Annotated in this window: 21 protein-coding genes; 10 read left to right on the top strand and 11 right to left on the bottom strand. The window is 59.3% G+C overall.

Annotation, left to right across the window (positions count from 1 at the left end; translation table 11 throughout):
- Positions 1 to 39 precede the first annotated feature (39 nt).
- Positions 40 to 2,493: a GcvT family protein gene (locus tag AC2FIT_RS03380; protein WP_496826643.1), complete on the top strand. Its 2,454-nt coding sequence runs from the start codon at positions 40 to 42 to the stop codon at positions 2,491 to 2,493.
- 190 nt (positions 2,494 to 2,683) lie between these two features.
- Positions 2,684 to 3,559, top strand: coding sequence for an EamA family transporter RarD (gene rarD / locus AC2FIT_RS03375; RefSeq protein WP_496827157.1), 876 nt, complete (start codon positions 2,684 to 2,686; stop codon positions 3,557 to 3,559).
- Here the strand turns inward: rarD and AC2FIT_RS03370 are convergent.
- Positions 3,550 to 4,254: an SGNH/GDSL hydrolase family protein gene (locus AC2FIT_RS03370; RefSeq protein WP_496826641.1), complete on the bottom strand. Its 705-nt coding sequence runs from the start codon at positions 4,252 to 4,254 to the stop codon at positions 3,550 to 3,552. The genes rarD and AC2FIT_RS03370 overlap by 10 nt on opposite strands.
- 2 nt (positions 4,255 to 4,256) lie before the next feature.
- Complete coding sequence (locus AC2FIT_RS03365; RefSeq protein WP_496826639.1) at positions 4,257 to 4,667, bottom strand: nuclear transport factor 2 family protein; 411 nt, start codon at positions 4,665 to 4,667, stop codon at positions 4,257 to 4,259.
- Between the two features lie 96 nt (positions 4,668 to 4,763).
- On the opposite strand from AC2FIT_RS03365, the gene AC2FIT_RS03360 reads away from it, so the two are divergent.
- The 5 genes from AC2FIT_RS03360 to AC2FIT_RS03340 all read left to right on the top strand — a co-directional run bounded on the left by AC2FIT_RS03360 (position 4,764) and on the right by AC2FIT_RS03340 (position 8,703).
- Positions 4,764 to 5,411, top strand: coding sequence for an RluA family pseudouridine synthase (locus AC2FIT_RS03360; protein WP_496826637.1), 648 nt, complete (start codon positions 4,764 to 4,766; stop codon positions 5,409 to 5,411).
- 302 nt (positions 5,412 to 5,713) lie between these two features.
- A complete protein-coding gene (locus AC2FIT_RS03355) occupies positions 5,714 to 6,433 on the top strand; it encodes a helix-turn-helix transcriptional regulator (RefSeq protein ID WP_496826635.1) in 720 nt (239 codons plus the stop codon).
- 100 nt (positions 6,434 to 6,533) lie between these two features.
- Complete coding sequence (locus AC2FIT_RS03350; RefSeq protein ID WP_496826633.1) at positions 6,534 to 7,205, top strand: YiaD family glycine zipper/OmpA-like lipoprotein; 672 nt, start codon at positions 6,534 to 6,536, stop codon at positions 7,203 to 7,205.
- 116 nt (positions 7,206 to 7,321) lie between these two features.
- Entirely contained in the window at positions 7,322 to 7,864 is a 543-nt protein-coding gene (locus tag AC2FIT_RS03345; protein WP_496826631.1) for an NADPH-dependent FMN reductase, read from the top strand.
- A 38-nt stretch (positions 7,865 to 7,902) separates the two neighbouring features.
- Entirely contained in the window at positions 7,903 to 8,703 is an 801-nt protein-coding gene (locus AC2FIT_RS03340; RefSeq protein ID WP_496826629.1) for an HTD2 family dehydratase, read from the top strand.
- Here the strand turns inward: AC2FIT_RS03340 and AC2FIT_RS03335 are convergent.
- Complete coding sequence (locus tag AC2FIT_RS03335) at positions 8,695 to 9,735, bottom strand: NAD(P)/FAD-dependent oxidoreductase (RefSeq protein ID WP_496826627.1); 1,041 nt, start codon at positions 9,733 to 9,735, stop codon at positions 8,695 to 8,697. The two genes, AC2FIT_RS03340 and AC2FIT_RS03335, sit on opposite strands and share 9 nt — an antisense overlap.
- Before the next feature lie 48 nt (positions 9,736 to 9,783).
- On the opposite strand from AC2FIT_RS03335, the gene mnmC2 reads away from it, so the two are divergent.
- Together mnmC2 and AC2FIT_RS03325 are read left to right on the top strand one after the other, a co-directional pair.
- A complete protein-coding gene (mnmC2, locus tag AC2FIT_RS03330) occupies positions 9,784 to 10,449 on the top strand; it encodes a tRNA (5-methylaminomethyl-2-thiouridine)(34)-methyltransferase MnmC2 (protein ID WP_496826625.1) in 666 nt (221 codons plus the stop codon).
- Positions 10,446 to 11,315 (top strand): DMT family transporter, encoded by an 870-nt coding sequence (locus AC2FIT_RS03325; RefSeq protein ID WP_496826623.1) that lies wholly within the window; start codon positions 10,446 to 10,448, stop codon positions 11,313 to 11,315. Before mnmC2 ends, AC2FIT_RS03325 begins: the two co-directional genes overlap by 4 nt.
- On the opposite strand, the gene AC2FIT_RS03320 is transcribed toward AC2FIT_RS03325, so the two are convergent.
- Complete coding sequence (locus AC2FIT_RS03320; protein ID WP_496826621.1) at positions 11,289 to 13,253, bottom strand: lytic transglycosylase domain-containing protein; 1,965 nt, start codon at positions 13,251 to 13,253, stop codon at positions 11,289 to 11,291. The two genes, AC2FIT_RS03325 and AC2FIT_RS03320, sit on opposite strands and share 27 nt — an antisense overlap.
- 135 nt (positions 13,254 to 13,388) lie before the next feature.
- Here AC2FIT_RS03320 and dapA point away from each other — a divergent pair, with 135 nt between their 5' ends.
- Positions 13,389 to 14,264, top strand: a complete 876-nt coding sequence (gene dapA / locus AC2FIT_RS03315) for a 4-hydroxy-tetrahydrodipicolinate synthase (RefSeq protein ID WP_496826619.1) — start codon at positions 13,389 to 13,391, stop codon at positions 14,262 to 14,264.
- A gap of 33 nt (positions 14,265 to 14,297) precedes the next feature.
- Here the strand turns inward: dapA and AC2FIT_RS03310 are convergent, their stop codons facing one another.
- The 7 genes from AC2FIT_RS03310 to xsc all read right to left on the bottom strand — a co-directional run bounded on the left by AC2FIT_RS03310 (position 14,298) and on the right by xsc (position 23,270).
- Positions 14,298 to 15,182, bottom strand: coding sequence for a sigma-70 family RNA polymerase sigma factor (locus AC2FIT_RS03310; protein ID WP_496826617.1), 885 nt, complete (start codon positions 15,180 to 15,182; stop codon positions 14,298 to 14,300).
- Positions 15,179 to 15,637 (bottom strand): carboxymuconolactone decarboxylase family protein, encoded by a 459-nt coding sequence (locus tag AC2FIT_RS03305; protein ID WP_068337170.1) that lies wholly within the window; start codon positions 15,635 to 15,637, stop codon positions 15,179 to 15,181. The genes AC2FIT_RS03310 and AC2FIT_RS03305 overlap by 4 nt, the downstream gene beginning before the upstream one ends.
- A 98-nt stretch (positions 15,638 to 15,735) precedes the next feature.
- A complete protein-coding gene (locus AC2FIT_RS03300) occupies positions 15,736 to 16,623 on the bottom strand; it encodes a dimethyl sulfoxide reductase anchor subunit family protein (RefSeq protein ID WP_496826614.1) in 888 nt (295 codons plus the stop codon).
- A complete protein-coding gene (locus tag AC2FIT_RS03295; protein WP_496826612.1) occupies positions 16,623 to 17,372 on the bottom strand; it encodes a 4Fe-4S dicluster domain-containing protein in 750 nt (249 codons plus the stop codon). Before AC2FIT_RS03295 ends, AC2FIT_RS03300 begins: the two co-directional genes overlap by 1 nt.
- A gap of 124 nt (positions 17,373 to 17,496) precedes the next feature.
- Entirely contained in the window at positions 17,497 to 20,310 is a 2,814-nt protein-coding gene (locus AC2FIT_RS03290; protein ID WP_496826610.1) for a molybdopterin oxidoreductase family protein, read from the bottom strand.
- Positions 20,307 to 21,404: an acetate/propionate family kinase gene (locus AC2FIT_RS03285; protein WP_496826608.1), complete on the bottom strand. Its 1,098-nt coding sequence runs from the start codon at positions 21,402 to 21,404 to the stop codon at positions 20,307 to 20,309. Before AC2FIT_RS03285 ends, AC2FIT_RS03290 begins: the two co-directional genes overlap by 4 nt.
- A 93-nt stretch (positions 21,405 to 21,497) precedes the next feature.
- Positions 21,498 to 23,270 carry a sulfoacetaldehyde acetyltransferase gene (xsc, locus tag AC2FIT_RS03280; RefSeq protein WP_496826606.1) on the bottom strand — a complete coding sequence of 591 codons (1,773 nt, stop codon included), beginning with the start codon at positions 23,268 to 23,270 and terminating at the stop codon, positions 21,498 to 21,500.
- Between the last annotated feature and the right edge of the window lie 102 nt (positions 23,271 to 23,372).

Below are 23,372 nucleotides of genomic sequence, written 5' to 3'. Positions count from 1 at the left end.
GGCATTTTAGGACAAACCTGACACAGCGGAGATTTCAGGATGGTTGATCTTCCCAGCAAGGCCCGAGTGGTGATCATTGGCGGCGGCGTTATCGGATGCTCGGTCGCGTATCACCTGACCAAGAAGGGTTGGAAGGATGTAGTACTGCTTGAGCGCAAGCAATTGACCAGCGGCACCACATGGCACGCGGCAGGTCTAATTGCGCAGCTACGTGCAACGGCGAACATGACCAAGCTGGCGAAGTACAGCCAAGAGCTCTACGGCGCGCTTGAAGAAGAAACTGGTGTCGCCACCGGGTTCAAGCGATGCGGATCAATCACCGTCGCGTTGACTGAGGAACGCAAGGAAGAGATTTATCGCCAGGCCGCCATGGCGCGCGCTTTTGGTGTTGAGGTCAAAGAGATTTCGAATGAACGCGTGCAGGCGCTTTATCCGCATCTGAACCTCGACGGTGTCAAGGGTGCTGTCTACCTGCCGCTGGACGGGCAGGGTGACCCGGCAAATATTGCCCTTGCTTTGGCCAAAGGCGCCCGCCAGCGCGGTGGCATCGTCAAGGAACGTGTGAAAGTCACCGATATCGTCAAGCAGGGCCGTGAGGTAACGGGTGTGGATTGGGTGGCGGATGACGGCAGTGCCTCGGGCCATATTGAATGCGATATGGTTGTAAACTGTGCAGGCATGTGGGGCCACGAAGTTGGCCGCATGGCTGGGGTGAACGTCCCGCTGCACGCGTGTGAGCATTTCTACATTGTCACCGAAGCCATTGACGGCCTGAGCCAATTGCCAGTGCTGCGCGTCCCCGACGAATGCGCCTATTACAAAGAAGACGCGGGTAAAATGCTGCTGGGCGCGTTTGAACCAAACGCAAAGCCCTGGGCGATGAAAGGGATCCCCGACAGTTTCGAATTCGATCAGCTACCCGAGGATTTTGACCATTTCGAACCGATCCTTGAGGCCGCGTGCAACCGTATGCCCATTCTGGCCGAGGCGGGTATTCATACCTTTTTCAACGGCCCGGAATCTTTCACGCCTGACGATGCCTACCATCTGGGCCTTGCGCCCGAGATGGATAACTTCTGGGTGGCGGCCGGGTTCAACTCGATCGGTATCCAATCGGCGGGCGGTGCCGGTATGGCGCTTGCAGAATGGATGGATAGCGGCGAGAAACCGTTTGATCTGGGGGATGTGGATATCGGCCGGATGCAGCCGTTTCAGGGCAACAAGCAGTACCTGTTCGAACGGTCCAAGGAAACGTTGGGTTTGCTATATGCTGACCACTACCCCTACCGCCAGAAGGCGACCGCCCGCGGCGTGCGCCGGACCCCGTTCCATCACCACCTCAAGGAACAAGGTGCGGTTTTCGGCGAACTGGCAGGTTGGGAACGCGCCAACTGGTTTGCCAGTGAAGGGCAGGAGCGCGAATACCAATACAGTTGGAAGCGCCAAAACTGGTTCGAGAACTCAGCCGCGGAACACCGCGCTGTGCGCGAGAATGTTGGCATGTACGATATGTCGTCCTTCGGTAAAATCCGCGTCGAAGGGCCGGATGCCGAGAGATTCATGAACTACATCGGTGGCGGTGACTATTCGGTGTCAACTGGCAAGATCGTTTACACGCAGTTCCTGAACCGTTCAGGCGGGATCGAGGCGGACGTGACCGTCACACGCCTGACCGAGACCGCTTATCTGGTTGTCACCCCGGCAGCGACCCGTTTGGCGGACCAGACATGGATGATGCGCCACGCCGGTGATTTCAATGTTGTCATCACGGATGTGACCTCTGGCGAAGGTGTTCTGGCTGTTATGGGCCCGAACGCGCGCGCGCTGCTTGAAAGAGTGTCGCCGGGTGATTTTTCGAACGCGACCAATCCATTTGGCACCGCGCAAGAGGTCGAACTCGGCATGGGGCTGGCACGTGTACACCGCGTCACATATGTGGGCGAGCTGGGGTGGGAGGTCTATGTCTCGGCGGACATGGCTGGCCATGTTTTTGAAACCCTGTACGAAGCCGGGCAGGACATGGGGCTGAAGCTTTGCGGTATGCACATGATGGATAGCTGCAGAATCGAAAAGGGGTTCCGCCATTTCGGCCATGACATCACCTGCGAGGATCACGTGGTCGACGCGGGCCTTGGCTTTGCCGTGAAGGTGGACAAAGGCTGTGATTTCATCGGGCGCGAGGCCGTAATTGCGCGCAAGGAAAGCGGGCCAAAAAAGCGTCTGGTGCAGTTTAAACTGACCGATCCTGAACCGTTGCTGTACCACAACGAACCGATCATTCGGGATGGCGAGTATGTAGGCTATCTGAGTTCCGGTAACTACGGTCATACCCTGGGTGGCGCCATTGGTCTGGGCTATGTCCCGTGCGAGGGGGAGAACGCGGCGGATGTTCTGGCTTCGGACTATGAGATCGACGTGTGCGGTGTGAAAGTTAAGGCAGAGGCAGCGCTCAAGCCGATGTACGATCCGAAATCCGAACGCGTTAAAGTGTGATCAAATCGTCGGGGCGCTTCTGCGCCCCGGCCCTTCCCGACCGGCCGTCACTAGTAGGACGGATACATCAGCATTCGTGATGACCTTGTTCACAGTTTTCTGAGTTCCCAAGCGCGCCTGAATTGCCATAGAGAACCAGGGTATCAGTCGGAGACTCACCGTGGCAGACAGCCCCTTACCGCCCAACACTATGGACACGCCTAAAGGGCTGGCGCTGGCTGTTACGGCATACGTCCTGTGGGGCTTTCTGCCGTTGTATATGAAGGCCATTGCGCATGTCGGGGCGGTCGAGATCGTGTCGCATCGTATCATCTGGTCGGTTCCCGTTGCGGGCCTGCTGTTGGTGGCGCTGGGGCGCACGCGGGATTTGAAGGCGGCACTGGTGAACCTCAAGATGCTGGGGATGGCTTGCCTGACGGCGGCGCTGATCTCGGTGAATTGGGCGATCTATGTCTGGTCCATTGCAAATGACCGGGCTTTGGATGCAGCGCTTGGCTATTATATCAACCCGTTGTTCAGCATCGCGCTTGGCGCGGTTCTGCTGCGCGAACCGTTGACAAAAACGCAACTGGCGGCGGTGGCGATTGCCGCACTGGGCGTGCTGGTTCTGATTGTCGAGGCAGGCAGCTTGCCCTGGCCCGCGCTGGGGTTGATGGTGAGTTGGGGGTTCTATGCCTTTTTCAAACGGTCCCTTCCCATTGGGCCCAATCAGGGTTTTTTGCTTGAGGTTCTGATCCTGCTGATCCCGGCCTTGGCATATGTCACATGGCTGGGCGTGCAAGGCACGGGGCATTTTGGAGTCACCGCGACGGACACAATGCTGCTGGCGGGGGCCGGGATCGTGACGGCGGTGCCGCTGCTCGTCTATGCCAATGGGGCCAAGCTGGTACGGCTGTCGACGATGGGCATCCTGCAATATATCGCTCCGACCATGATCTTTATCACCGCAATCACTGTTTTTAGCGAACAGATCGACCGTGGGCGCATGATTGCCTTCCCGCTAATCTGGACCGCTTTGGTGGTTTATTCGATCCCGATGATCCGGCAGGTGCGCGCTCAGGCTTGATGCAGCAGGCGGGCGGCATCTTCGGCCCATATGGCATAGGCTTTCGAACTGGGGTGATATCCGTCAGGGGCGGCAAGGGCCGGGTCGTCGGGTAGGTTCAGTTTCAAATGCCGGACTTTTGGAAAACTGTCTGCGACCTGCTGCAAACCCTGATCCAGTCGCGCGGCCTGACGTCCAAGAACCCAGGCCAGCGGTTGTGGCAAGGCCGGGAACCTTTGCATCTGTGGAACCGCAGTGACCACAATCCGTCGCGCGCCCAGACGACCGGACAAAAGGTCAAGCAATTGGGTCTGCTGCGTGATGAACTGTTGGCGCGTCACACCTCGGGTCACGTCATTCACGCCAAGCGCGGTGACCGCCATATCGAACTGGTCATTGATTTTGCCAAGCCGGTCAATCGTGTCCTGCGTCCGATGCCCGGTCGTGGCCTCAAGCCGCCATTCAACAGCATAGTGCTTGGCCAATCGGGTGACGAGATGCCCGGACAATGCTTGCGCCTGTGTTCCCGCGCCAACCCCGGCAGCAGAACTGTCTCCGGCGATCAGCAGGCGCAATCGGGGGCCGCGCCCTATGCGCCCTTGGCGTGGGCCAACCGGTTCGGGCAGACGTTGCGCCTTGCGGCGTACCGATAGGCCTTGAGCAGCCAGAATCGGCAGCAAGGGCAAGCGGAGCAGTTGATCTGCGGCAACGGGCATCGTCAGCTCAGCGCGCTTTTGAATTCAAGGAACCGTGCGTCTGTCATGATGCGCGCCATCATCGCCTCACGCAGCGCGCCGATGGTCTTGTATGGCCGCATGACGACCTCGAACTCCTGGATCAAGCCATCCTTGTTGAGGGTTATCAGGTCAACGCCCACGGCATCCAGTTCTCCGACCTTGCATTGAAACTCCAGGGCCCAATCGTTGCCTTCACCCATCACACGGCGATAGCGAAAGTCAGAAAAGACCTGCCCCACATGCCCCAGTACGGCCGCCACGGGCACACGCCCGGTCCAGGTGCTGTAGTAAGTCGGCGGAGAGAACCGAACATCTTCGGACAACAATTCGCAGATCAGGCTTTCATCGCCTTTGGCAACCACCTCTTGCATGCGTTCGATTGTGGGGTGCATGGGGCCTCCTTACCTTTTGGGGCAGAGTTGCGGAACCAGTCCACTCAGGCAAGCCCGACGTTGCGGGAGGTCGCGCGCTGCGATACGCAGGCGCGCATGAGCGAGACTTATGACCCCCCGATGACACCCTTGGATGTATTGCACGAGGACGCGCAGTTGATTGTGGTGAACAAGCCTGCGGGCCTGTTGTCAGTGCCGGGGCGGGGCGCGCATCTGGCCGATTGTCTGCTGGCGCGGGTTCAGGCGGCATTTCCGCAGGCCCTATTGGTGCATCGGCTGGATCGGGATACATCCGGCGTCATGGTCTTTGCACAAACCCCCCATGCGCAGCGGCACCTGGGCTTGCAATTCGAGAACCGCCAGACCCGAAAGACCTATGTGGCGCGTGTCTGGGGGCGGGTCGCTGAAAAAACGGGAACAGTTGATCTGCCGCTGATCGTGGATTGGCCCAACCGACCGCGTCAGATGGTCTGTCACGAGACGGGCAAGGCAGCCATCACAGAGTGGCGCGTCGTGAAGCATGAGGGTGAAACGACCCGCCTTCGGCTATTTCCAAAAACAGGCCGTTCGCACCAGTTGCGCGTACATATGCAGGCGCTGGGTCACCCGATTCTGGGTGACCCGTTTTACGCCGAAGGGCCAGCGCGGGATTTCCCGCGCCTGATGCTGCATTCCGAAGAGCTGCGGCTTAAACACCCCGAAGGCGGTGTTTCGATGAAGTTCCGGGCCAAAGCGGATTTTTAGAACTCAGGCCGGTTTTCTAAAAAGCCGCTTCAACTTTCCGAGAGAAAACCACCTTTTGCGTGTCTTAGGACTAGACAGGCTGCAGTGTCGAGCCAAAGCAATCTCGCGCTCGATTTCGAACGCCCGCAAAGCGTGGTCCTGAGACCATTGACCAAGTTTCAGCGTCATCATGACGTGGTTGTCGAGGCAGGGCATGTTCTGTCTCCGTTTATTCAAGAACGGGCCCAGCTTCGCGCATCACTCCTGACACTACCCTGTCAGGGGCTAGTGCTAAGATGTCAGCAGATCGCACGGAGGAACACATGCGCCGCTCAACCAGATTGTTTGAAATCATCCAGATCCTGCGGGCCGCAGGTGCGCCGGTGACCGCCGAGGAACTGGCCGCGCAGCTGGAAGTTTCCGTACGCACTGTTTATCGCGACATTGCCGAGTTGCAGGCTCAGCGGACACCTATCGAAGGCGAGGCGGGGATCGGCTACCTTATGCGGCGCGGGTATGATCTGCCGCCCTTGAACTTCGACGCAGAGGAAGTCGAGGCACTGTGGGTCGGTCTGTCGCTTCTGGCACGAACCGGAGACAGCCACTTGCAGCGCGCCGCCAACCGCATCTGCCAAAAGATTGAGGCGCTGCATTGCCCTGCGGATTGGCTGCATGTTGCGCCGTGGGGCGCTCCGGTTGATGATCCGGCCAAGGGCTGTATTCCTGTTGCCAGTTTTCGCGAAGCGATCCGAGCCGAACAGAAAATTCGCATAACTTACGAGAATGGCGATGGCGGTCGCACGGAACGCGTGGTCCGCCCGGTGGCGCTGATCTATCATACCGAATGCACGATGCTGGCGGGGTGGTGCGAACTGCGCGACGCTTTTAGGCATTTCCGAACCGACCGCATCTGGGCCAGCGAATATGTTGGGCAAAGCTTTTCGGGACAGGCAAGGTCGCTTCGGGAACTCTGGCAGGAACGAAACAGTGCACAAATACTGGCTGGGCGATGCGACCCGTCCGTATTGGCGGGTATTCGCTGATTTCAACTGATTGTTGCTTGAGCCTAACTGCGGGTAAAGCGATATACTGCACCAAACAATATGCACTCGGAAAACGGGCGCCGGAGCAGAAGGTGATATCATGTCGATTTCCAAATTTTTTATTCCCGCCGGACTGGGCGCGGCCATGATGCTGGCCGCCTGTGCCGATCCGGGCACGCTGAACTTACCTGCCGATCCCAATCAGAACACCAGGCAGGGCGCAATTCTGGGTGGCTTGGTTGGTGCCGGGGTAGGTGCTATCGCGAACAGCTCTGACCCGCTTTTGGGTGCGGCTGCCGGTGCGGCGATTGGAGCCGCCGGGGGTGGTCTGATCGGCAATCAACTCGATAGACAGGCGGCTGAACTGCGCCAGCAACTGGCCAATCAGGGCATTATCGTCACCAATGCCGGTGACCGCCTGATCGTTACCGTGCCGAATGATATCACCTTTAATACCGACAGCGCGACAGTTCGCCCGGCGCTGCGGTCTGATCTGGTGCGGGTGGGGCAAAACCTTGTGAATTACCCCAATTCGAACGTTCAGGTCATCGGCCATACCGACAGTGATGGGGAGGCGTCCTACAACCAGGCGCTGTCCGAACGCCGCGCCCGATCGGTGGCAGACATCTTGCAGGCCAATGGCGTCAGCGGTGCCCGGATTTCAACGCTTGGTCTTGGGGAAAGCCGGCCAGCCGCCTCGAACCTGACGCCCGAAGGTAAGGCGCAGAATCGTCGGGTCGATATCGAAATCGTTCCCAACGGCCGTACCTGAGTATTCAGGGCGCGTTTCGACGCGCCCTGATAGCACATTGACGGCGCGTCACATGGGCTTTGGCGTACGTAGAATCTGAACTAGCTATTGGGAAATTACAATAGCGGAGCTTATGAATGTCCGAACCGATCCTTCTGAGCCTCTCGGGCTCATTGCGCCAAAATGCGACCAACCGAAAACTGCTGCGGGAGGCCGCGCGCCTGTTTGCCCCCGGAACACATATTGAGGCAGATCTGAACCTGCCCTTGTATGATGGGGATCTTGAGGATGGTGAAGGCATTCCCGAGGCCGTACAGACTTTGTCCGACCAAATCGTGCAGGCCCATGCGGTCATCATCTCTACCCCGGAATATAACAAGGGGCCGTCTGGCGTTCTGAAAAATGCGCTGGATTGGGTCAGCCGAACGGGCGGGCGACCTTGGGCTGACAAACCGGTGGCCGTGATGTCCGCCGCCGCTGGCCGCGCTGGTGGCGAGCGCGCGCAGATGGTGTTGCGCAGCTTCATGGTACCGTTCCAGCCGCGTATCCTGCAAGGGCCTGAGATGCACCTGGCCGACAGTTCCAACGAGTTTGATGAACACGGTAAACTCACCAGCGACCGCTATGAAAGCACGCTGCGGACCCTGATGGAAAAGCTAAGGGCCGAGGCGGGTTTCTAGCGCTTGTTCCCGCGTGAACGGCTGCCTAATCTGCCGTCATGACAGTGGAAATTCAAACCGATGTAATGGACCCGGCCCGCGCCGCTGCTCTGCTGGTGGCGCTGGGGCAAGAGGGGGGTGTTGAACGTGGCTCTCCACTGCCGTCGTTTTTTCACCAGCTTTATTTCTGGTCGCCGCGCCCACCCTCTCAGCTTGGTCGGGACGGGCACCCGAGAGTTGGCGAAGGGGTGATCCCCGATATGGGGCTGTCCCGCCGGATGTGGGCGGGCGGACGGTTGCAATTCGATGCGCCTTTGATCGCGGGCCGAGGAGCCGAGCGGCGAACCACCTGCGAAAATGCAACCTCAAAGATAGGGCGCACCGGGCCGCTGGGGTTTGTCACTCTGCGCCACGAAATCTGGCAAGACGACGCCTTGTGCCTGACCGAATGGCAGGACTTGGTTTACCGTCAGGACCCCGCTGCTGATGAGATCAAGCCAACGCCCCCCGCCGCCCGCACCGATGAGACCGACCAGCGCGATGTCACGTTCGATTCGACCTTGCTGTTTCGCTATTCGGCGCTGACCTTCAATGGTCACCGTATCCACTATGATCTGGACTATGCCCGCGATGTTGAAGGCTATGCCGGGCTGGTGGTGCATGGCCCGTTGCTTGCGCAATTGCTGATGCAGTTTGCCGAAGACATGCTGGGGCCGTTGGCGCAGTTTTCTTTTCGCGCCACAGCGCCCTTGATGCATTTCGAAACGGCGACCCTTTGCCGGGAAGGCCATGCGCTGTGGGTGCGCGGCCCTGATGGGCGGCAATGTATGACGGCCAAGGCTGTTCCGCGATCAGAGTGAAGCCTCAGGCCGGAAGTCCATGGGTATATTATCGGTTCCCTCAAGAACCAGATCGGCCATCACCTCGGCGATCTTCGGAGCCATGCCAAAGCCAATCTTGAAACCTCCGTTCGCGATGAACCGACCTTGGTAGAGCGGGTGAGCGCCAAGCATCGGCGCGCGGCTTTTGCTGCGGGGCCGCACTCCGGCCCACCTTTCAAGAACCTCAGCACCATGCAGCACCGGCACGGCGCGAGTTGCCCGCTCGAGCACATCGTCCAAGGCGGTATCTGTGCTGGTGGGGTCATCATAGTCACGCTCTGACGTGGAGCCGATCGCCAGTGTGCCGTCCGCATGAGGGACGAAGTGAATGGCATCAGCGAACAGTTGCGGCACGTCGCCCGCGTCGAACCGCAGCAATGCCGCCTGACCCTTGACGCCATTGCCGACCGTTTTCCCGAATGCGGCGGAAAGCTCTTGTAATCCGGCAAGACCCGTTGCGTGGACCACCTGCCCTTGGTCCGGCGCGTCCGTGACCACGTTGACCCCCATCACCGCCAGCGCAGACACCAGCGCGGCACAGGCGCGGCGGGGGTGCATCCGGGCGCTTAGCGTATCGTGAATCACGAAACCGGTTGGGCTGGGTGGGCACCATGAGCCAAGTGTGCGGCTTTCAACCACGCGCCATTCTGCGCGACCCTGCCAAAGCTGCGCGGCAGTCTTCGCCCGCGCGCGGGCAAGTTCTAACGTGCGGTCATCTGCGATCGGCTGCAACCGTCCCAACCGCGCATATCCGGAAGAGACTCCTCCGGTTGCTTCAACGTGTTTCCAGAAGGGTTCGGCCATCAACAGGCTGCCGAACTGAAACGCCTTTTTAGCATTCCAGTTTTCGGGCACATGCGGGGCCAGCGCACCGACCAGGCCACCGCTGGAACCGGCACCGGGGCCAAACGGATCGACGACCTGTACCTTGGCGCCGCGCCGCGCGCATATCCACGCGATGGACAGGCCAAAAATACCCGCGCCACGCACCGTCACATCGGCCATTGCCATTCCCCTTGTCCTTGTTCAGTGTCGCGCCGGTGACTACAGGATTCCCCGATGGCAGACCAGCACGCCGAACTCACATGGACCGAGGATCACATCCCGGTCTCGGATCGTTTCGATGACCCCTATTATTCCTTGCAGAACGGGTTAGAGGAAACCCGGCACGTGTTTTTGGCAGGTAACGATCTGCCTGCGCGGTTTGCACCGGGGTTCCGCATTGCCGAACTGGGCTTTGGCACGGGTCTGAACATGCTGACCGCTTGGTCCGAATGGGAAAAATCCGGTCAGACAACGCCCTTGTTTTTCACCAGTTTCGAAGCGTTTCCAATGACCGCGCAGGATATGGCGCGTGCGCTGGCGGCCTTTCCTGAATTGGAACCATGGGCCGCCCGTTTTCTGGCCCGGTGGCGCGGCGGCACATGCAAGCTGGATACTCTGCACCTTGAAGTTATCGAGGGTGACGCGCGCCAGACGTTATCCGCATGGACGGGTCAGGCGGATGCCTGGTTTCTGGATGGATTCTCGCCTGCCAAGAACCCGGAATTGTGGGGCGCTGACCTGATGCAACAGGTCGCCAGCCACACTGCCAAAGGAGGGACCGCGGCGACCTATACTGCAGCGGGATTTGTGCGGCGTGGGTTGCAAGAGGCGGGCTTTGCCGTATCCCGCACTGCCGGATTTGGCCGCAAGCGCCACATGACCCGTGCGGTCCGGCCATGACACAGAAGAACAACGCCCGTGCAGGCATCGCATTGATGATTGCCGCGACAATCGTGTTTGCCCTTCAGGACGGCATCTCGCGCCACTTGGCAGGCACCTATAACACCTACATGGTTGTCATGATCCGGTACTGGTTCTTCGCGGCCTTTGTCATCGCCTTGGCCGGACGCGCACCCGGAGGCTTAAAGGCCGCGTCGCAGACCAGTCAGCTTGGGTTGCAGGTGTTTCGTGGCATCTTGCTGGCGGCCGAGATTTGTGTTGCCGTTTTTGCCTTTACGGTTCTTGGCCTGATCGACAGTATGGCGGTCTTCATCTGCTATCCCCTCTTGGTCGCAGCGCTCAGTGGCCCGGTTCTGGGTGAAACTGTCGGCTGGCGCCGCTGGACTGCAATCAGTGTGGGATGCATCGGTGTGCTGATCATCCTGCAACCCGGAAAGGGCGTCTTCAATCCTTGGGCTGTACTGCCTTTGATGTCGGCACTGATGTTTGCGGTCTACGGCTTGCTGACCCGCTATGTCGCCCGCAAGGACAGCTCGGCCACCAGTTTCTTCTGGACCGGCATCTCCGGGGCCGTGACGATGACCCTGGTTGGCATGTGGTTCTGGGAGCCGATGGCCCAATCGGATTGGGCGTGGATGGCCCTGCTGTGCGTCAGCGGTGTAAGCGGCCATTGGCTGCTGATCAAATGTTATGAAATGTCTGAGGCCAGCACGGTGCAGCCTTTTGCCTATTTCCACCTTGTATGGACCGCCATCCTTGGCATCTCGGTCTTTGGTGAGGCGCTGCGGCCAGAGGTCGTTCTGGGCGCAGCACTGGTCGTAAGCGCTGGTCTGTTCACCCTATGGCGCGAAAGACGCCAGGGTTGACCCGATCAGCTCTTGCGAAAACGGAATCGGTAGCGCGGGCTGACCCAGCCGCGCGCGGTAAATCGGCAGGCTTTCCGCCACCCGCATCACGTAGTTTCGGGTCTCGCTGAACGGGATGGTTTCAATCCAATCGACCACGTCGATCTGACCGGTGCGGGGATCGCCATACCGCTCCATCCACGAGAGCGGGCGGCGGGGCCCGGCATTATAGCCAGCGGCCATCATCACTACGTTGCCGTTGAAATCCGCGGCCAGCCCAGACAGATAATTCGCCCCCAGCTTGGCATTGTACTGCCAGTCAGAGGTCAGCTTGATCGTCTTGTGCCCGCTGAGGATGCCAAGCTCTTTCGCGACCAGTTGCGCCGTGGCGGGCATCACCTGCATCAAGCCGCGCGCGCCCGCGCCGCTGATCACCACCGGATCAAACTCGCTTTCGCGGCGGGCGATGGCCAGCGTCATCTCTTTCGCCATGGGCAGCCCCATATCGGCCACCGGGTGAACCGGATAATAGGCCGCAGGTAGAACAATACCGCTTTGAGCCGCGCGTTTTGCGATCATCACCGCCAGATGAGGCTCGTTCAACTCGATCACCAGATCACCCAGCTGCGTTGCTTCAACCTGATCCAATTCTTCAACCAGATGGGTCAGGAAACGTTCGGCCAGATTGTCTTCATCCGCGCGCAGCAATAGCAGGCCAGCCTCCAAGACACTGGAATCAGCAAAGTCAGCCTGTTTCCAATGCGGTGCGCGGCGGGGGTTTGCCAGATCGCTGTCAAAAGGCCGTCCGATCCGCTCGGCTGCCAAAAGGCCATAGAACGAGGTTTGGTGGTCGGCACCCATCGCATACGCTGCGTAGGCTTTGTCAGCATCACCCAGCGCCGCATAGGCCCGCCCCAACCAGTACCCTCCGCGCCCTTTCGAAATCGGTGATTGCACAGCCGCCGAGAAATTCTGGAAGTGCCGTACCGCTGTGGCAGGGTCATTCAGCTTGCGCAATGCGAGAAATCCGGCCAGCCATTCCAGATCTGCATAGGCATAACCCATTTCCGGAGTCATGTGATGGTTGGCCGCGATCCGGTAGGCCCGATTGGCGTCTCCGTTGCGCATCTCAAGCCGCGCCAGTCGGCGACGCCCCTCGGCCCATTTGTCGGGCTCACCCAAGGCATCCGGCCCGGTCGAGCGCGTCAGCATCAGTTCAATTGCACTGTCGTCCAGCTCTTTCTTGTCGCGCCAAACAAAGCGGTCAAAGGCCAGCCCAGGTGCCTCCGCCACGGATTTTGGAACTGCGGCGACTTTGCCATCAACGCCGGGTTGACGTTTCTGCAAGGCGATCCGTGCCTCGGCCAGCTTGCGCTGATCGGTGCTGACCAGCGGTAGCATCTGCGCAGCGCTGACAAGGTGGTTGTCCCACAGCATCCTGTCCAACCGGGCCGCGTGGTGGGGTTTCAGAAGCTCGCCGAAGTTCTCCAAGTAGTCTTGTTGCAAACCCTTGCCCATCGGCATGGTCCGCCACGCGGTCACAAGATCAGCCTGCGCCTCGCCCTGACGCCCTTTCGCCAGAAGTGCTACGGCGTAGTTCAACGCCCCTTCGGCGGTTTGCGGTGGTTTACCTGCGTAGAATTTCAGCACCCGGTCGGGATCAGCGCCGGTAAAAGCCGGCTCACTTTTGCGCCGCAACCAGGCCAGACCCGGCCAATCCGGCCGGCGATCCAGAAACACAAGCACATCGCCCGAGCTGCCATACCCCTCGCGCAGCCAGTGCCAGACGATGATATCACGGCTGACCGACCCCCGTTGGCCCGAGACCCGCAAGGCCGCATTCCAATCGCCTTTGCGCATTTCCGCCATTCCGGCGCGCAAATCGCCCACCGCATCGGCTTGTGCTTGCCCAACTGACCCAAGAATCACCGCTATCAAAAGCGCCAGAACGCGTGTCATGCCTTGCATTTCCTAACCAACCAAGGATACAGCCAATCAGGATAAACCTTGCGCTGCCGGGATCAACTCACATCGGCTGGATTGTGATAACTCAGGGCGCAAAAAACACACTAACTGCACCCTAAGGAGCGTGTCATGTTCAAAGGCTCAATGCCGGCCCTCGTCACCCCGTTCAGCAACGGCGAGTTGGACCTGAAAACGCTCAAACACTTGGTGGAATGGCAGATTCAGGAAGGCTCGACCGGGCTGGTGCCTGTGGGCACCACCGGCGAAAGCCCGACGCTGGGCCATGATGAGCATGAAATCGTTGTTGAAGAGGTGGTCAAAGCTGCAGCCGGTCGTGTTCCCGTGATCGCCGGGGCGGGTTCGAACAACACGGTTGAAGCGATCCGGTTCGTGCGATTCGCGCAGAAGGTTGGCGCTGATGCGGCGCTGGTTGTGACGCCTTATTATAACAAGCCCACCCAGAAGGGTTTGATCATGCATTACCGCGCTCTGCATGATTGCGCGGATATTCCGATCATCATCTACAACATACCCGGGCGTTCAGTGATCGACATGACGCCTGAAACCATGGGTGAGCTTGCCAAGCTGCCGCGTATCATCGGCGTCAAGGACGCCACAGGTGATCTGGCCCGTGTCAGCCAGCAACGCGCCACCTGCGGGCCGGACTTTTGCCAATTGTCGGGTGAGGACGCCACTGCGTTGGGTTTCAATGCGCACGGCGGCGTCGGTTGTATCTCGGTCACCGCAAACGTCGCGCCGAAGCTGTGCGCCGAATTCCAGCAGGCCACATTGGACGGCGACTATGCCAAGGCGCTGGCGTATCAGGATCGTCTGATGCCCCTTCACGAGGCGCTTTTCATCGAACCGGGACTTGCCGGAGCGAAATACGCGCTGAGCAAGCTGGGCCTGTGCAGCGAGGAAGTGCGTTCGCCCCTGACAACGTTGGAAACCAGCACCAAAGCAGCGATTGACGCGGCGATGGCGCATGCGGGGCTTTTGAAATAGGGGAATCGGGGCCTGTTTTGATCTCTGCAGGCTCTAATCGCTCATAACACTTTGCAGGTGCCGGGTCTTGTCGGGATTGCGCACCATGTAGATGGCGGTGATTTTGCCTTTGTCGATCTTCACCGATGTTGCTTGCAAAGTACCGCCCGGCTCGCGATTGATGATCGCGGGTAAACCGTTTAGCTGACACGCAACCCAGTGAGCTGGCTGGGTTGCCGAAGGTTTACGCGACAATCCGGCAAAGAACCGAATGACTTTATCCCGCCCGACAATCGGGTTCAGGGTCGCGATAATTTTACCGCCGCCATCCGAATGGAGTTGGACATCGCGTGACAGCAAATCGGTCAGGTGCTTGGTGTCCCCGCTTTTAGCTGCGCTGAAAAACGCATTGGCCAGTTCTTGACCGTGCTCATGGTCCACACGGGCGCGGGGCTTCGTGTGTTCGATGTGTTTCCTGGCGCGGCTTACAAGTTGGCGGCAACTGCTGTGACTACGCTCAAGCGTTTTGGACAACTCATCGTACGAGCACTCAAAAACGTCATGCAGAAGGAAGGCGGCGCGTTCCAGGGGTGACAATCGCTCTAGCGCCATCATCAACGCGACCGAGACATCGCGGTCAAGCCTTTCTGTTGCGTCGTCGGTGACGAGTGGTTCCGGCAACCACTCACCCGGGTATGCGTCACGGATGGCTCGTGCCGCGCGTAGATGATCAAGGCATAGTCTGGTGACGACTCGGATCAGGTAGCCGGTTTCGTCCCGTACCTTTTCTGCATCGACACGTTGCCAGCGCAGATAGGCGTCTTGAACGATATCCTCGGCATCGCTGACCGATCCGAGCATGCGGTATGCAACCGAAAAAAGGCGTGGTTGCAAATCGACAAATGCCCGATCCCTGGGCTGTGTATGTGATCGGGTCACGCGGCCACTTCTTTGGCTTTGGGATGCGGAACCGCGAAGCCGATGGCCAAGCGATTCCACGCGTTGATCTGGGTGATCACCAAAGTCAGCGCCACTTGGTCATGTTCCGAAAATTGGGCAGCCATGGCGCTATAGACGTCATCAGGGGCACGGTTGGTTTCAACTCGTGTCAGGGCTTCGGCCCACGCAAGCGCGGCACGTTCACGGTCTGAATACAGCGACGACTCGTGCCATGCGTTCAACAGGTGCAGGCGATCTTCGGTTTCACCGTTGGCGCGGGCGTCATGCGTGTGCATGTGAATACAATAGGCGCAGCCGTTGATCTGCGACACCCTAAGCTTGATCAGTTCTTTCAAACTGTGTTCCAGCCCGGATGCGCTCAGGCGTTCTTCCATATCGAGCATGGGTTGAAGCAAGTTGGGGGCAACGGCAAAGTGATTGATCCGAGGGGACATCGTATACTCCTGCTTTTAAAGTTAACAAAAACAGGACATGCGTGGCACCGGATTTGTGACAGGCTCAGAGAAAAAAATCCCACAAGGTCTTTTCCCGGTCAGCGTTTGCCGTAGTACAACCCGACCACATGCTCGGCCTGCGCAAAGAACAACCACCGAGACGTGGCGACCCCGGCAAGATGTGAAAGGACAGCCAACAGGGCCAAAACGTGTTTTACTGCGGTGCTTTCAACCGGAGGCACGATCAAAAGCAGCGGTAGACCGAAAGCCAGGCTGAACGCTATCAATCGCAGTTTTTCGGCATGTTTGCGACCAACCACATAAACGAATTCGCGCAGTAAGTAGTTCGTGCCCGTATGTGGTGGCTCGAATGCGCGGACGGTGCCGCGCGCACCAAGCCCGGTGGCAGTGCCCAGATCGGTGCCGGACTGCTTTAGCGCGATGTCTCCCTTCCGCCAATATAGCACCTGTACCGCGGCAGCGATCGACAAAAGCGGTATGGCCAGCGTGATTTGCCCCGCCAAGAGGGCTCCTCCGGCAAGGCTGAAGCTTAGGAACATGGCCGGCGTCAGGTTCATGTTCCACCGCGGAATGGTCTTTAGCTGGGTATAGATCATCGAGGTGGTAAAAACCGTCGCCAGTGAAAACGCCGCGCCAAGGACGCCAAGACCGCTCCAGCGCTGCCCGAAGAATACGGCGCCGATCGCGTAAAGCCCCATGAGCAGCAGCGCAATGACGGCACACCAGCCTTCGCGGCTGAGCCAGCTTGAGCGCCACTGCGTGAACGCTTTCCATGCGCGTTCGGGATGACCCAGATGAAATGTCGAAGCCAAAAGGCCGCCGACGGAGAGCCCATAGGCGATCAGGTAGAAACCGAAAGCCACCCAGCCCGCGACGTCCGGCATGCCGAGGCCCAGGAAAAACAGCAGTCCAAAGCCAAGACCAGACAAGGTGGTGAAGAGAATGACGGAAGGGGCCGGGTGCATCAGAGCTTCTCCAATGTCTTGTCCAGCCAGCCCAGAAAGCCCTTGGGCTCGTCGGCGACAGGGGCCAGCAGCGGGGCAAGAATGTCGATCTGGTCCTCGATCTGATCCTTTGGTCGCGGCGGCAGGTATTTGTTGACGGGTTTGGTGCCCATTTCCGGCATCAGGTCCATGCCTTCGCGTTCGGCAACCAGTTTGCTGACGTCGCTGTCGGGATCGCCGAGGTCGCCGAAATGGCGGGCACCGGCCGGGCAGGTGCGCACACAGGAAGGCACGCGGTCTACTTCCGGCAGGTTTTCGTTGTAGATGCGGTCAACACACAGCGTGCATTTCTTCATCACCCCTTCGGCTATGTCCATTTCGCGCGCTCCATACGGGCAGGACCACGCGCAAAGGCCACAGCCGATGCAGTCGCTTTCATTCACGAGGACAATGCCGTCTTCCACGCGCTTGTAGCTGGCCCCAGTGGGGCAGACAGTCACGCAGGGCGCGTCCTCGCAATGCAGGCAGGATTTGGGGAAATGGATAAGCTGGGCAGGTCCGTCTTTTGGCTGCACCTCGTATGAGTGCACACGGTTCAGGAAAGTACCCGATGGGTTTGCCCCATATGCATCCTGATCGGACAGCGGCGCGCCGTAATTCTCGGTATTCCAGCCTTTGCATGAGATGACGCAGGCATGGCAGCCGACGCAGGTGTCAAGGTCGATGACCAGTCCCATTTTACGGTTGGTGGATTCGGGAAGCTGGGTCATATCAGGGAACCTCGGCTGTGGTAGGCGGGGCAGTGGTAGGCGGGGGAGGGGGCCAGCCCCCTCTTGAGCCTGCGGCTCAATTCACCCCCGGGATATTTTTGGCCAGATGAAGGGCGGATCCGGGTCATTTGCCAACCTTCCATGCAAGATCTTTCGGACCGGTGCCTACTGGGGATTTTATAGGGGCAAATTCGGGCTGGCTTTCTGCATCGGTTGGCGGGTCGGCCTTTTCGATTCTAACCTTGAGGTCGAACCACGCGGCCTGACCGGTCACCGGGTCAGAGTTGGCCCATCGCATCCCATCCCCTTTTGGTGGCAGCAATTCGTGAATCAGGTGGTTCAGCAAAAAGCCCTTGGTGGCCTCTGGCGCATCTTCCTGCAACGCCCATGCGCCTTTGCGTTTGCCAATGGCGTTCCATGTCCAAACCGTGTTCTCGTTCAATGCGGCCATTTCCATGACGGGTACTGTGATCTCTCCGTGCGGGGACGTGACCTTGGCCCAGTCGCCATCTTTCAGCCCGTGTTCGCGCATCAGCTTGGTTGGTACGTATAGCGGGTTGCGGCCATGCAATTGGCGCAGCCAAGCGTTCTGAGTACCCCAACTGTGATACATAGCCATTGGTCGCTGGGTCAGGGCGTTAACCGTAAAGCCTTCGTTGCCCTGCTGATTGGTTTCATACCAGATGGGCAGCGGGTCCATTGCGTGTTGAACCCGTTGGCGCAGATGATCCGGCGGTTGGCAGTCGCCATACCCCTCGGCGGCCAGTTGAAACTTGCGCATAGGTTCCGAGTAGAGCTGAAACAGGTAAGGCTGGGGGCTGTCATACAGGCCTATACTCGCTGCCCAGTCCTGATAGGCCGTGTTCCAGGGTTTGTAGTAATCCGCACCTTTCGGGATATGCGAGACGAAGAAGCCGCCGTTTTCGATGTAGCGGTTTAGCTGGTCTGGGTTGACCTCACCACGCCCGACCTTGTCACCGTTGCCGCGGAACCCGGCCAATGGTCCGATACCCGGTTTGCGCTCGTGGTTGACGATGTAATCGGCGTAATCTTTCCACTTGGGTGTACCGTCCGCGTTGGTGAAACCGGGCAGGCTCATGCGGTTGGCCAGTTCGATCAACACTGACTGAAAACCACGCACGTCTCGGTCGGGTTCCACGACAGGCCAGCGGATCGCATCGGCTGCGGCGTCGGCCTCGCAGATCGGACGATCCAGCAACGAGATACAGTCGTGACGTTCCAGATAGGTCGTGTCAGGCAGGATCAGATCCGCATAGGCGACCATTTCCGACGAATATGCATCAGAATAGATGATGCGTGGGATAACATATTTTCCATCCTCATTGCGGGCGGTCAGCATCTCCATCACGCCCTTGGTGTTCATTGAGGAGTTCCACGACATGTTCGCCATGTACATGAACAGCGTGTCGATCTTGTACGGATCTCCTGCCGCGGCGTTCGAGATAACCATGTGCATTAGGCCGTGGGCCGACATCGGGTTTTCCCAGGTAAACGCCTTGTCGATGCGCTGGGCGGTGCCGTCGTCGTTGAGCAGCAAATCCTCGGGGCCGCGTGGAAAGCCGAGATGCGGACCCTCTAATGGGCGTCCCGGTCGGCGGTCGCCATGCGGGGTGGGGTGCGCCTCGACCGGTTTCGGATAGGGCGGTTTAAAGCGGAATCCGCCTGGCACCTCGACCGTCCCCAGCAGGATTTGCAGCACGTGCAGGGCGCGGCACGTCTGGAAGCCGTTGGCATGGGCCGAGATGCCACGCATGGCGTGAAAACTGACCGGGCGGCCGATCATCTTCGAGTGTGTCTCACCCCGGAAGTCGGTCCATTCTTGGTCCAGCTTGATGGCCTCGTCAAACGCGACGCGGGCGATCTCGGCTGCGATGGCGCGAATGCGCTTGGCGGAAATGCCGCAGCGTTCGGCCACAGCCTCGGGTGCGTGGTCGTCGGTTAGGTACTTCTCGGCCATAAGGTGGAAGACCGGGCGATGGGTGACACCGTCCCTTTCGTAAGTCGCCGACAGGTCCGGGCGCACGCCTGGCTTGTCAAAGGCGGTGGGTTCGCCAGTTGTACGGTCGATCACCAGCGGCCTGCCATCCTCATCCCGCAGAAACAGACCCTTTTCCGCGCCTTCGGCCCCGTTCACCAGAACCGGCGCGTTGGTGTAACGGCTGAGGTAGTCAAGGTCGATCTTACCTGCCTTCATCAGCACGTGGATCAGCGACAGAATGAACAACCCATCGGTGCCCGGCGTGATCCCGACCCAGTCATCAGCAACGGCGTTATAGCCCGACCGGATCGGATTTACCCCGATCACCCGCGCGTCGCGCGCCTTGATCTTGCCAATACCCATCTTGATTGGGTTGCTGTCGTGGTCCTCGGCCACGCCGAACAGCAAAAACAGTTTGGTGTGATCCCAATCGGGCTGGCCGAATTCCCAAAACGCGCCGCCCATCGTGTAGATGCCGCCCGCTGCCATGTTGACGGAGCAGAACCCGCCATGGGCTGCATAGTTGGGCGTACCGAAATTCTGTGCCCAGAAGCTGGTGAAGCTCTGGCTCTGGTCGCGGCCGGTGAAGAAGGCCAGCTTGTGCGGGGCGGTTTCGTGCAACTCGTTCAGCCAACCCACGGCAGTGCTGATTGCCTCGTCCCACTCGATCTCGCGAAACTCACCTGATCCGCGCGGGCCGACCCGGCGCAGCGGCTTGCGCAGGCGCGACGGTGCGTTGACCTGCATGATCCCCGCGCTGCCCTTAGCGCACAGAACGCCCTTGTTCACCGGGTGGTCGCGGTTGCCCTCGATATAGGCAACCTTACCGTCCTTCATATGCACGTTTATCCCGCAGCGGCAGGCGCACATATAGCAGGTGGTCTGCCGAACTTCGTCAGAGACTTTTGGCGAAAGATCGAGGTCTGGTTGCTGACTCACGTGCTTGCTCTCCGGTGTGTGTCCCGTTGCGGTGCCTCTGCATTCAACAGGCGTAACGTATCGCGTGCAATCTGCTTTTCTTCTTCGGCGGGAACAATGTGGATGGGAACGTGTCCCAAAAAAGACAGGTGTTGCATGATGTTGTGTCGGACGACGCCTGCATTTTCACCGATGCCCCCGGTAAAGGCGACTGCATCCAGCCCGTCCATCGCGACAATTGCGCTTCCGGCGTGGCGCGCGGCCCAGTAACAGAAGTGATCAACCGCAAAGCGTGCCGCGTCGTCGTCGCGGCGCAAAAGTTCGGCCATGTCATTTGTACCGGCCAGACCCCTCAACCCACTTTGCGTATTGAGTATCTTGTCGGTCTGCTTTTGCCCATATTCCTGAACCAGCCGCAGAACCGCCATGCCATCGATGGCACCGCTGCGGGTACCCATTGTCAACCCGTCCAGCGGGGAATAGCCCATACTGGTGGCCATGCTTTTCCCGTCGAGAATGGCGCACAGGCTGGCCCCGTTTCCCAAGTGGAACGCCAGTAAACGCGACGGCAACGCATCACCAAAATGTTCTACAAGCGCCGCATAGCTGAGCCCATGAAACCCACTGCGTCGCAAGCCGAGCGACCGGGCTTGTTCGGGCAGGGCGTATGTCGTCGCGACGGCCGGGTTGCTGGCGTGAAAGGCCGTGTCAAAACACGCGAACTGCCGTAGGTCAGGCATTTTGTTCGCCAGGCTTTGGATGGCCGTCAGGTTGTGGGGGTTATGCAGCGGGGCCAATGGAATGCAGGCGGCGATCTGATCCAGCACGGTTTGCGTCACCCGTGTTGGCTGCGTCAGTTCGGTGCCGCCATGGACCACGCGGTGACCGGCTGCGCTGAGGTCCGACAGGCTGATACCTTGCTCCTCCAGCGCCTCTAACACCTTAGTCAGAGCCACCGCGTGATCAGGTGTCTCGACACTTGCGGTGACGTCGCCAAGTTTCAGCCGCGCGGCACCGCCGATTTCTGTAACCGCAGCGGACAGGGCCGAGGTAAGGTCAAGCTTGAAAAGCTCGACCTTGATCGAGGACGATCCTGCATTGACGACAAGGATCATAGATCCCGGCACGTCAGATTGTGCATAGGTACGGTTTCGGTCAATCAAAGGCTCCTGTTGTGGAGGCAGGCAAGCAGAGGCTTGCCTGACCGTTCAATGTTGCGGTGACATATCTGCCGCGTCGACTCCGGCGACTGCAACTGGCTTCTTCATCGCGTCGCGGCGGAACGGCTCACCCAATTCCTGATTGATCATGACTTCAATTAGGGTGGTCGTGCCATTCTTCTGATCTTCGATCGCCTGTTTCAGCGCTGCGGTCATTTCGTCCATGGTGCGGGCGACGACACCCTTGAGGCCACAGGCCTGCGCGATGCCGGCGTAGGATACCTTGGTGTCCAGCTCGGTTCCCACGAAGTTGTCGTCGAACCACAGTGTCGAGTTGCGCTTTTCCGCGCCCCATTGGTAGTTGCGGAAAACGACTTGCGTCACGGCCGGCCATTCCTCGCGGCCGATGGCGGTCAGCTCGTTTACTGCGATGCCAAACGCGCCGTCACCGGCAAAGCCCACAACCGGCACATCCGGGCAGCCGATCTTGGCGCCGACGATGGCGGGCAAGCCATAGCCGCAGGGGCCGAACAGGCCGGGCGCAAGGTACTTGCGGCCTGCTTCAAAAGATGGATAAGCGTTGCCGATGGCGCAGTTGTTGCCGATATCAGAGGATATGATCGCCTCTTTCGGCAGGGCCGCCTGAATGGCGCGCCATGCCATGCGGGGGCTCATCCAGTCGGGCTTGGCCGCGCGGGCGCGTTCATTCCAGGTGGTGCCAGGGTCGTCGTCTTCGTGATCCATGCTGGAAAGCTGCTGAGCCCAGGCAGATTTCTTCTGTGCGATCTTTGCCTTGCGGTCCGCGCGGCCTTCATCACCGGCGGTGCCGCTGAGCTGTGCCAGTATGCCCTTGGCCACTTTGGCGGCGTCCCCGATAATACCGACCGTGACCTTCTTGGTCAGACCGATACGATCCGGGTTGATGTCAACTTGAATGATCTTGGCATCGGCTGGCCAGTATTCCATGCCATATCCCGGCAGGGTCGAAAACGGGTTTAAACGGGTGCCCAGACACAGGACTACGTCGGCCTCGCTGATCAGCTCCATCCCGGCCTTAGAGCCGTTATAGCCCAGCGGTCCAGCAAACAGAGGGTGCGAACCGGGGAAGGCGTCGTTGTGCTGGTAGCCAACGCAAACCGGTGCGTCCAGACGCTCGGCCAACGCCTTTGATGCCTCGATCCCGCCGTCAGACAAAACCACGCCCGCTCCGTTCAGGATGACAGGGTTCTTGGCGTTCGACAGCAGTTCGGCGGCCTTTGCGACAGCGGTTTCACCGCCCGAGGGGCGTTCGAACTCGACAATGGCAGGCAGTTCGACATCGATGACCTGAGTCCACATATCGCGCGGGATATTCAACTGGGCCGGGGCACTTGCACGTTTGGCCTGTATTATCACGCGATTCAGAACTTCGCAGACGCGGGTCGGATCGCGGACCTCCTCCTGATATGCGACCATGTCTTCGAACAGCTTCATCTGCTCGACTTCCTGAAAGCCACCTTGTCCGATAGTCTTGTTCGCCGCTTGCGGTGTGACCAGCAGTAGCGGAGTGTGGTTCCAGTACGCGGTTTTCACGGCAGTCACGAAGTTGGTGATGCCGGGACCGTTCTGCGCGATCATCATCGACATCTTGCCGGTGGCGCGGGTGTAGCCGTCGGCCATCATTCCGGCGCTGCCTTCATGCGCGCAGTCCCAGAACATGATCCCAGCCGTCGGGAATAGGTCCGATATCGGCATCATGGCCGAGCCGATGATGCCAAAGGCGTGCTCGATACCGTGCATCTGCAAAACCTTCACAAAGGCTTCTTCTGTGGTCATCTTCATCTGAGCGATCTCCGAGAATAAGTGGAACGGCGGGGCGGTTTGCGCTGCCTTTGCTTATGGTTTTGGCGTAAGGGAAGGGGCTGCGTTAGGGCCAGAACGAGG

Source organism: Ruegeria sp. YTSA135 (assembly GCF_059610165.1).
This window is presented reverse-complemented; position numbering and strand designations above follow the sequence as displayed.

Coding starts and splice junctions, on each gene's coding strand:
- AC2FIT_RS03380 (WP_496826643.1), top strand. CDS start 40: ATGGTTGATCTTCCCAGCAAGGCCCGAGTGGTGATCATTGGCGGCGGC.
- rarD (WP_496827157.1), top strand. CDS start 2,684: ATGGACACGCCTAAAGGGCTGGCGCTGGCTGTTACGGCATACGTCCTG.
- AC2FIT_RS03370 (WP_496826641.1), bottom strand. CDS start 4,254: ATGCCCGTTGCCGCAGATCAACTGCTCCGCTTGCCCTTGCTGCCGATT.
- AC2FIT_RS03365 (WP_496826639.1), bottom strand. CDS start 4,667: ATGCACCCCACAATCGAACGCATGCAAGAGGTGGTTGCCAAAGGCGAT.
- AC2FIT_RS03360 (WP_496826637.1), top strand. CDS start 4,764: ATGAGCGAGACTTATGACCCCCCGATGACACCCTTGGATGTATTGCAC.
- AC2FIT_RS03355 (WP_496826635.1), top strand. CDS start 5,714: ATGCGCCGCTCAACCAGATTGTTTGAAATCATCCAGATCCTGCGGGCC.
- AC2FIT_RS03350 (WP_496826633.1), top strand. CDS start 6,534: ATGTCGATTTCCAAATTTTTTATTCCCGCCGGACTGGGCGCGGCCATG.
- AC2FIT_RS03345 (WP_496826631.1), top strand. CDS start 7,322: ATGTCCGAACCGATCCTTCTGAGCCTCTCGGGCTCATTGCGCCAAAAT.
- AC2FIT_RS03340 (WP_496826629.1), top strand. CDS start 7,903: ATGACAGTGGAAATTCAAACCGATGTAATGGACCCGGCCCGCGCCGCT.
- AC2FIT_RS03335 (WP_496826627.1), bottom strand. CDS start 9,735: ATGGCAATGGCCGATGTGACGGTGCGTGGCGCGGGTATTTTTGGCCTG.
- mnmC2 (WP_496826625.1), top strand. CDS start 9,784: ATGGCAGACCAGCACGCCGAACTCACATGGACCGAGGATCACATCCCG.
- AC2FIT_RS03325 (WP_496826623.1), top strand. CDS start 10,446: ATGACACAGAAGAACAACGCCCGTGCAGGCATCGCATTGATGATTGCC.
- AC2FIT_RS03320 (WP_496826621.1), bottom strand. CDS start 13,253: ATGACACGCGTTCTGGCGCTTTTGATAGCGGTGATTCTTGGGTCAGTT.
- dapA (WP_496826619.1), top strand. CDS start 13,389: ATGTTCAAAGGCTCAATGCCGGCCCTCGTCACCCCGTTCAGCAACGGC.
- AC2FIT_RS03305 (WP_068337170.1), bottom strand. CDS start 15,637: ATGTCCCCTCGGATCAATCACTTTGCCGTTGCCCCCAACTTGCTTCAA.
- AC2FIT_RS03300 (WP_496826614.1), bottom strand. CDS start 16,623: ATGCACCCGGCCCCTTCCGTCATTCTCTTCACCACCTTGTCTGGTCTT.
- AC2FIT_RS03295 (WP_496826612.1), bottom strand. CDS start 17,372: ATGACCCAGCTTCCCGAATCCACCAACCGTAAAATGGGACTGGTCATC.
- AC2FIT_RS03285 (WP_496826608.1), bottom strand. CDS start 21,404: ATGATCCTTGTCGTCAATGCAGGATCGTCCTCGATCAAGGTCGAGCTT.
- xsc (WP_496826606.1), bottom strand. CDS start 23,270: ATGAAGATGACCACAGAAGAAGCCTTTGTGAAGGTTTTGCAGATGCAC.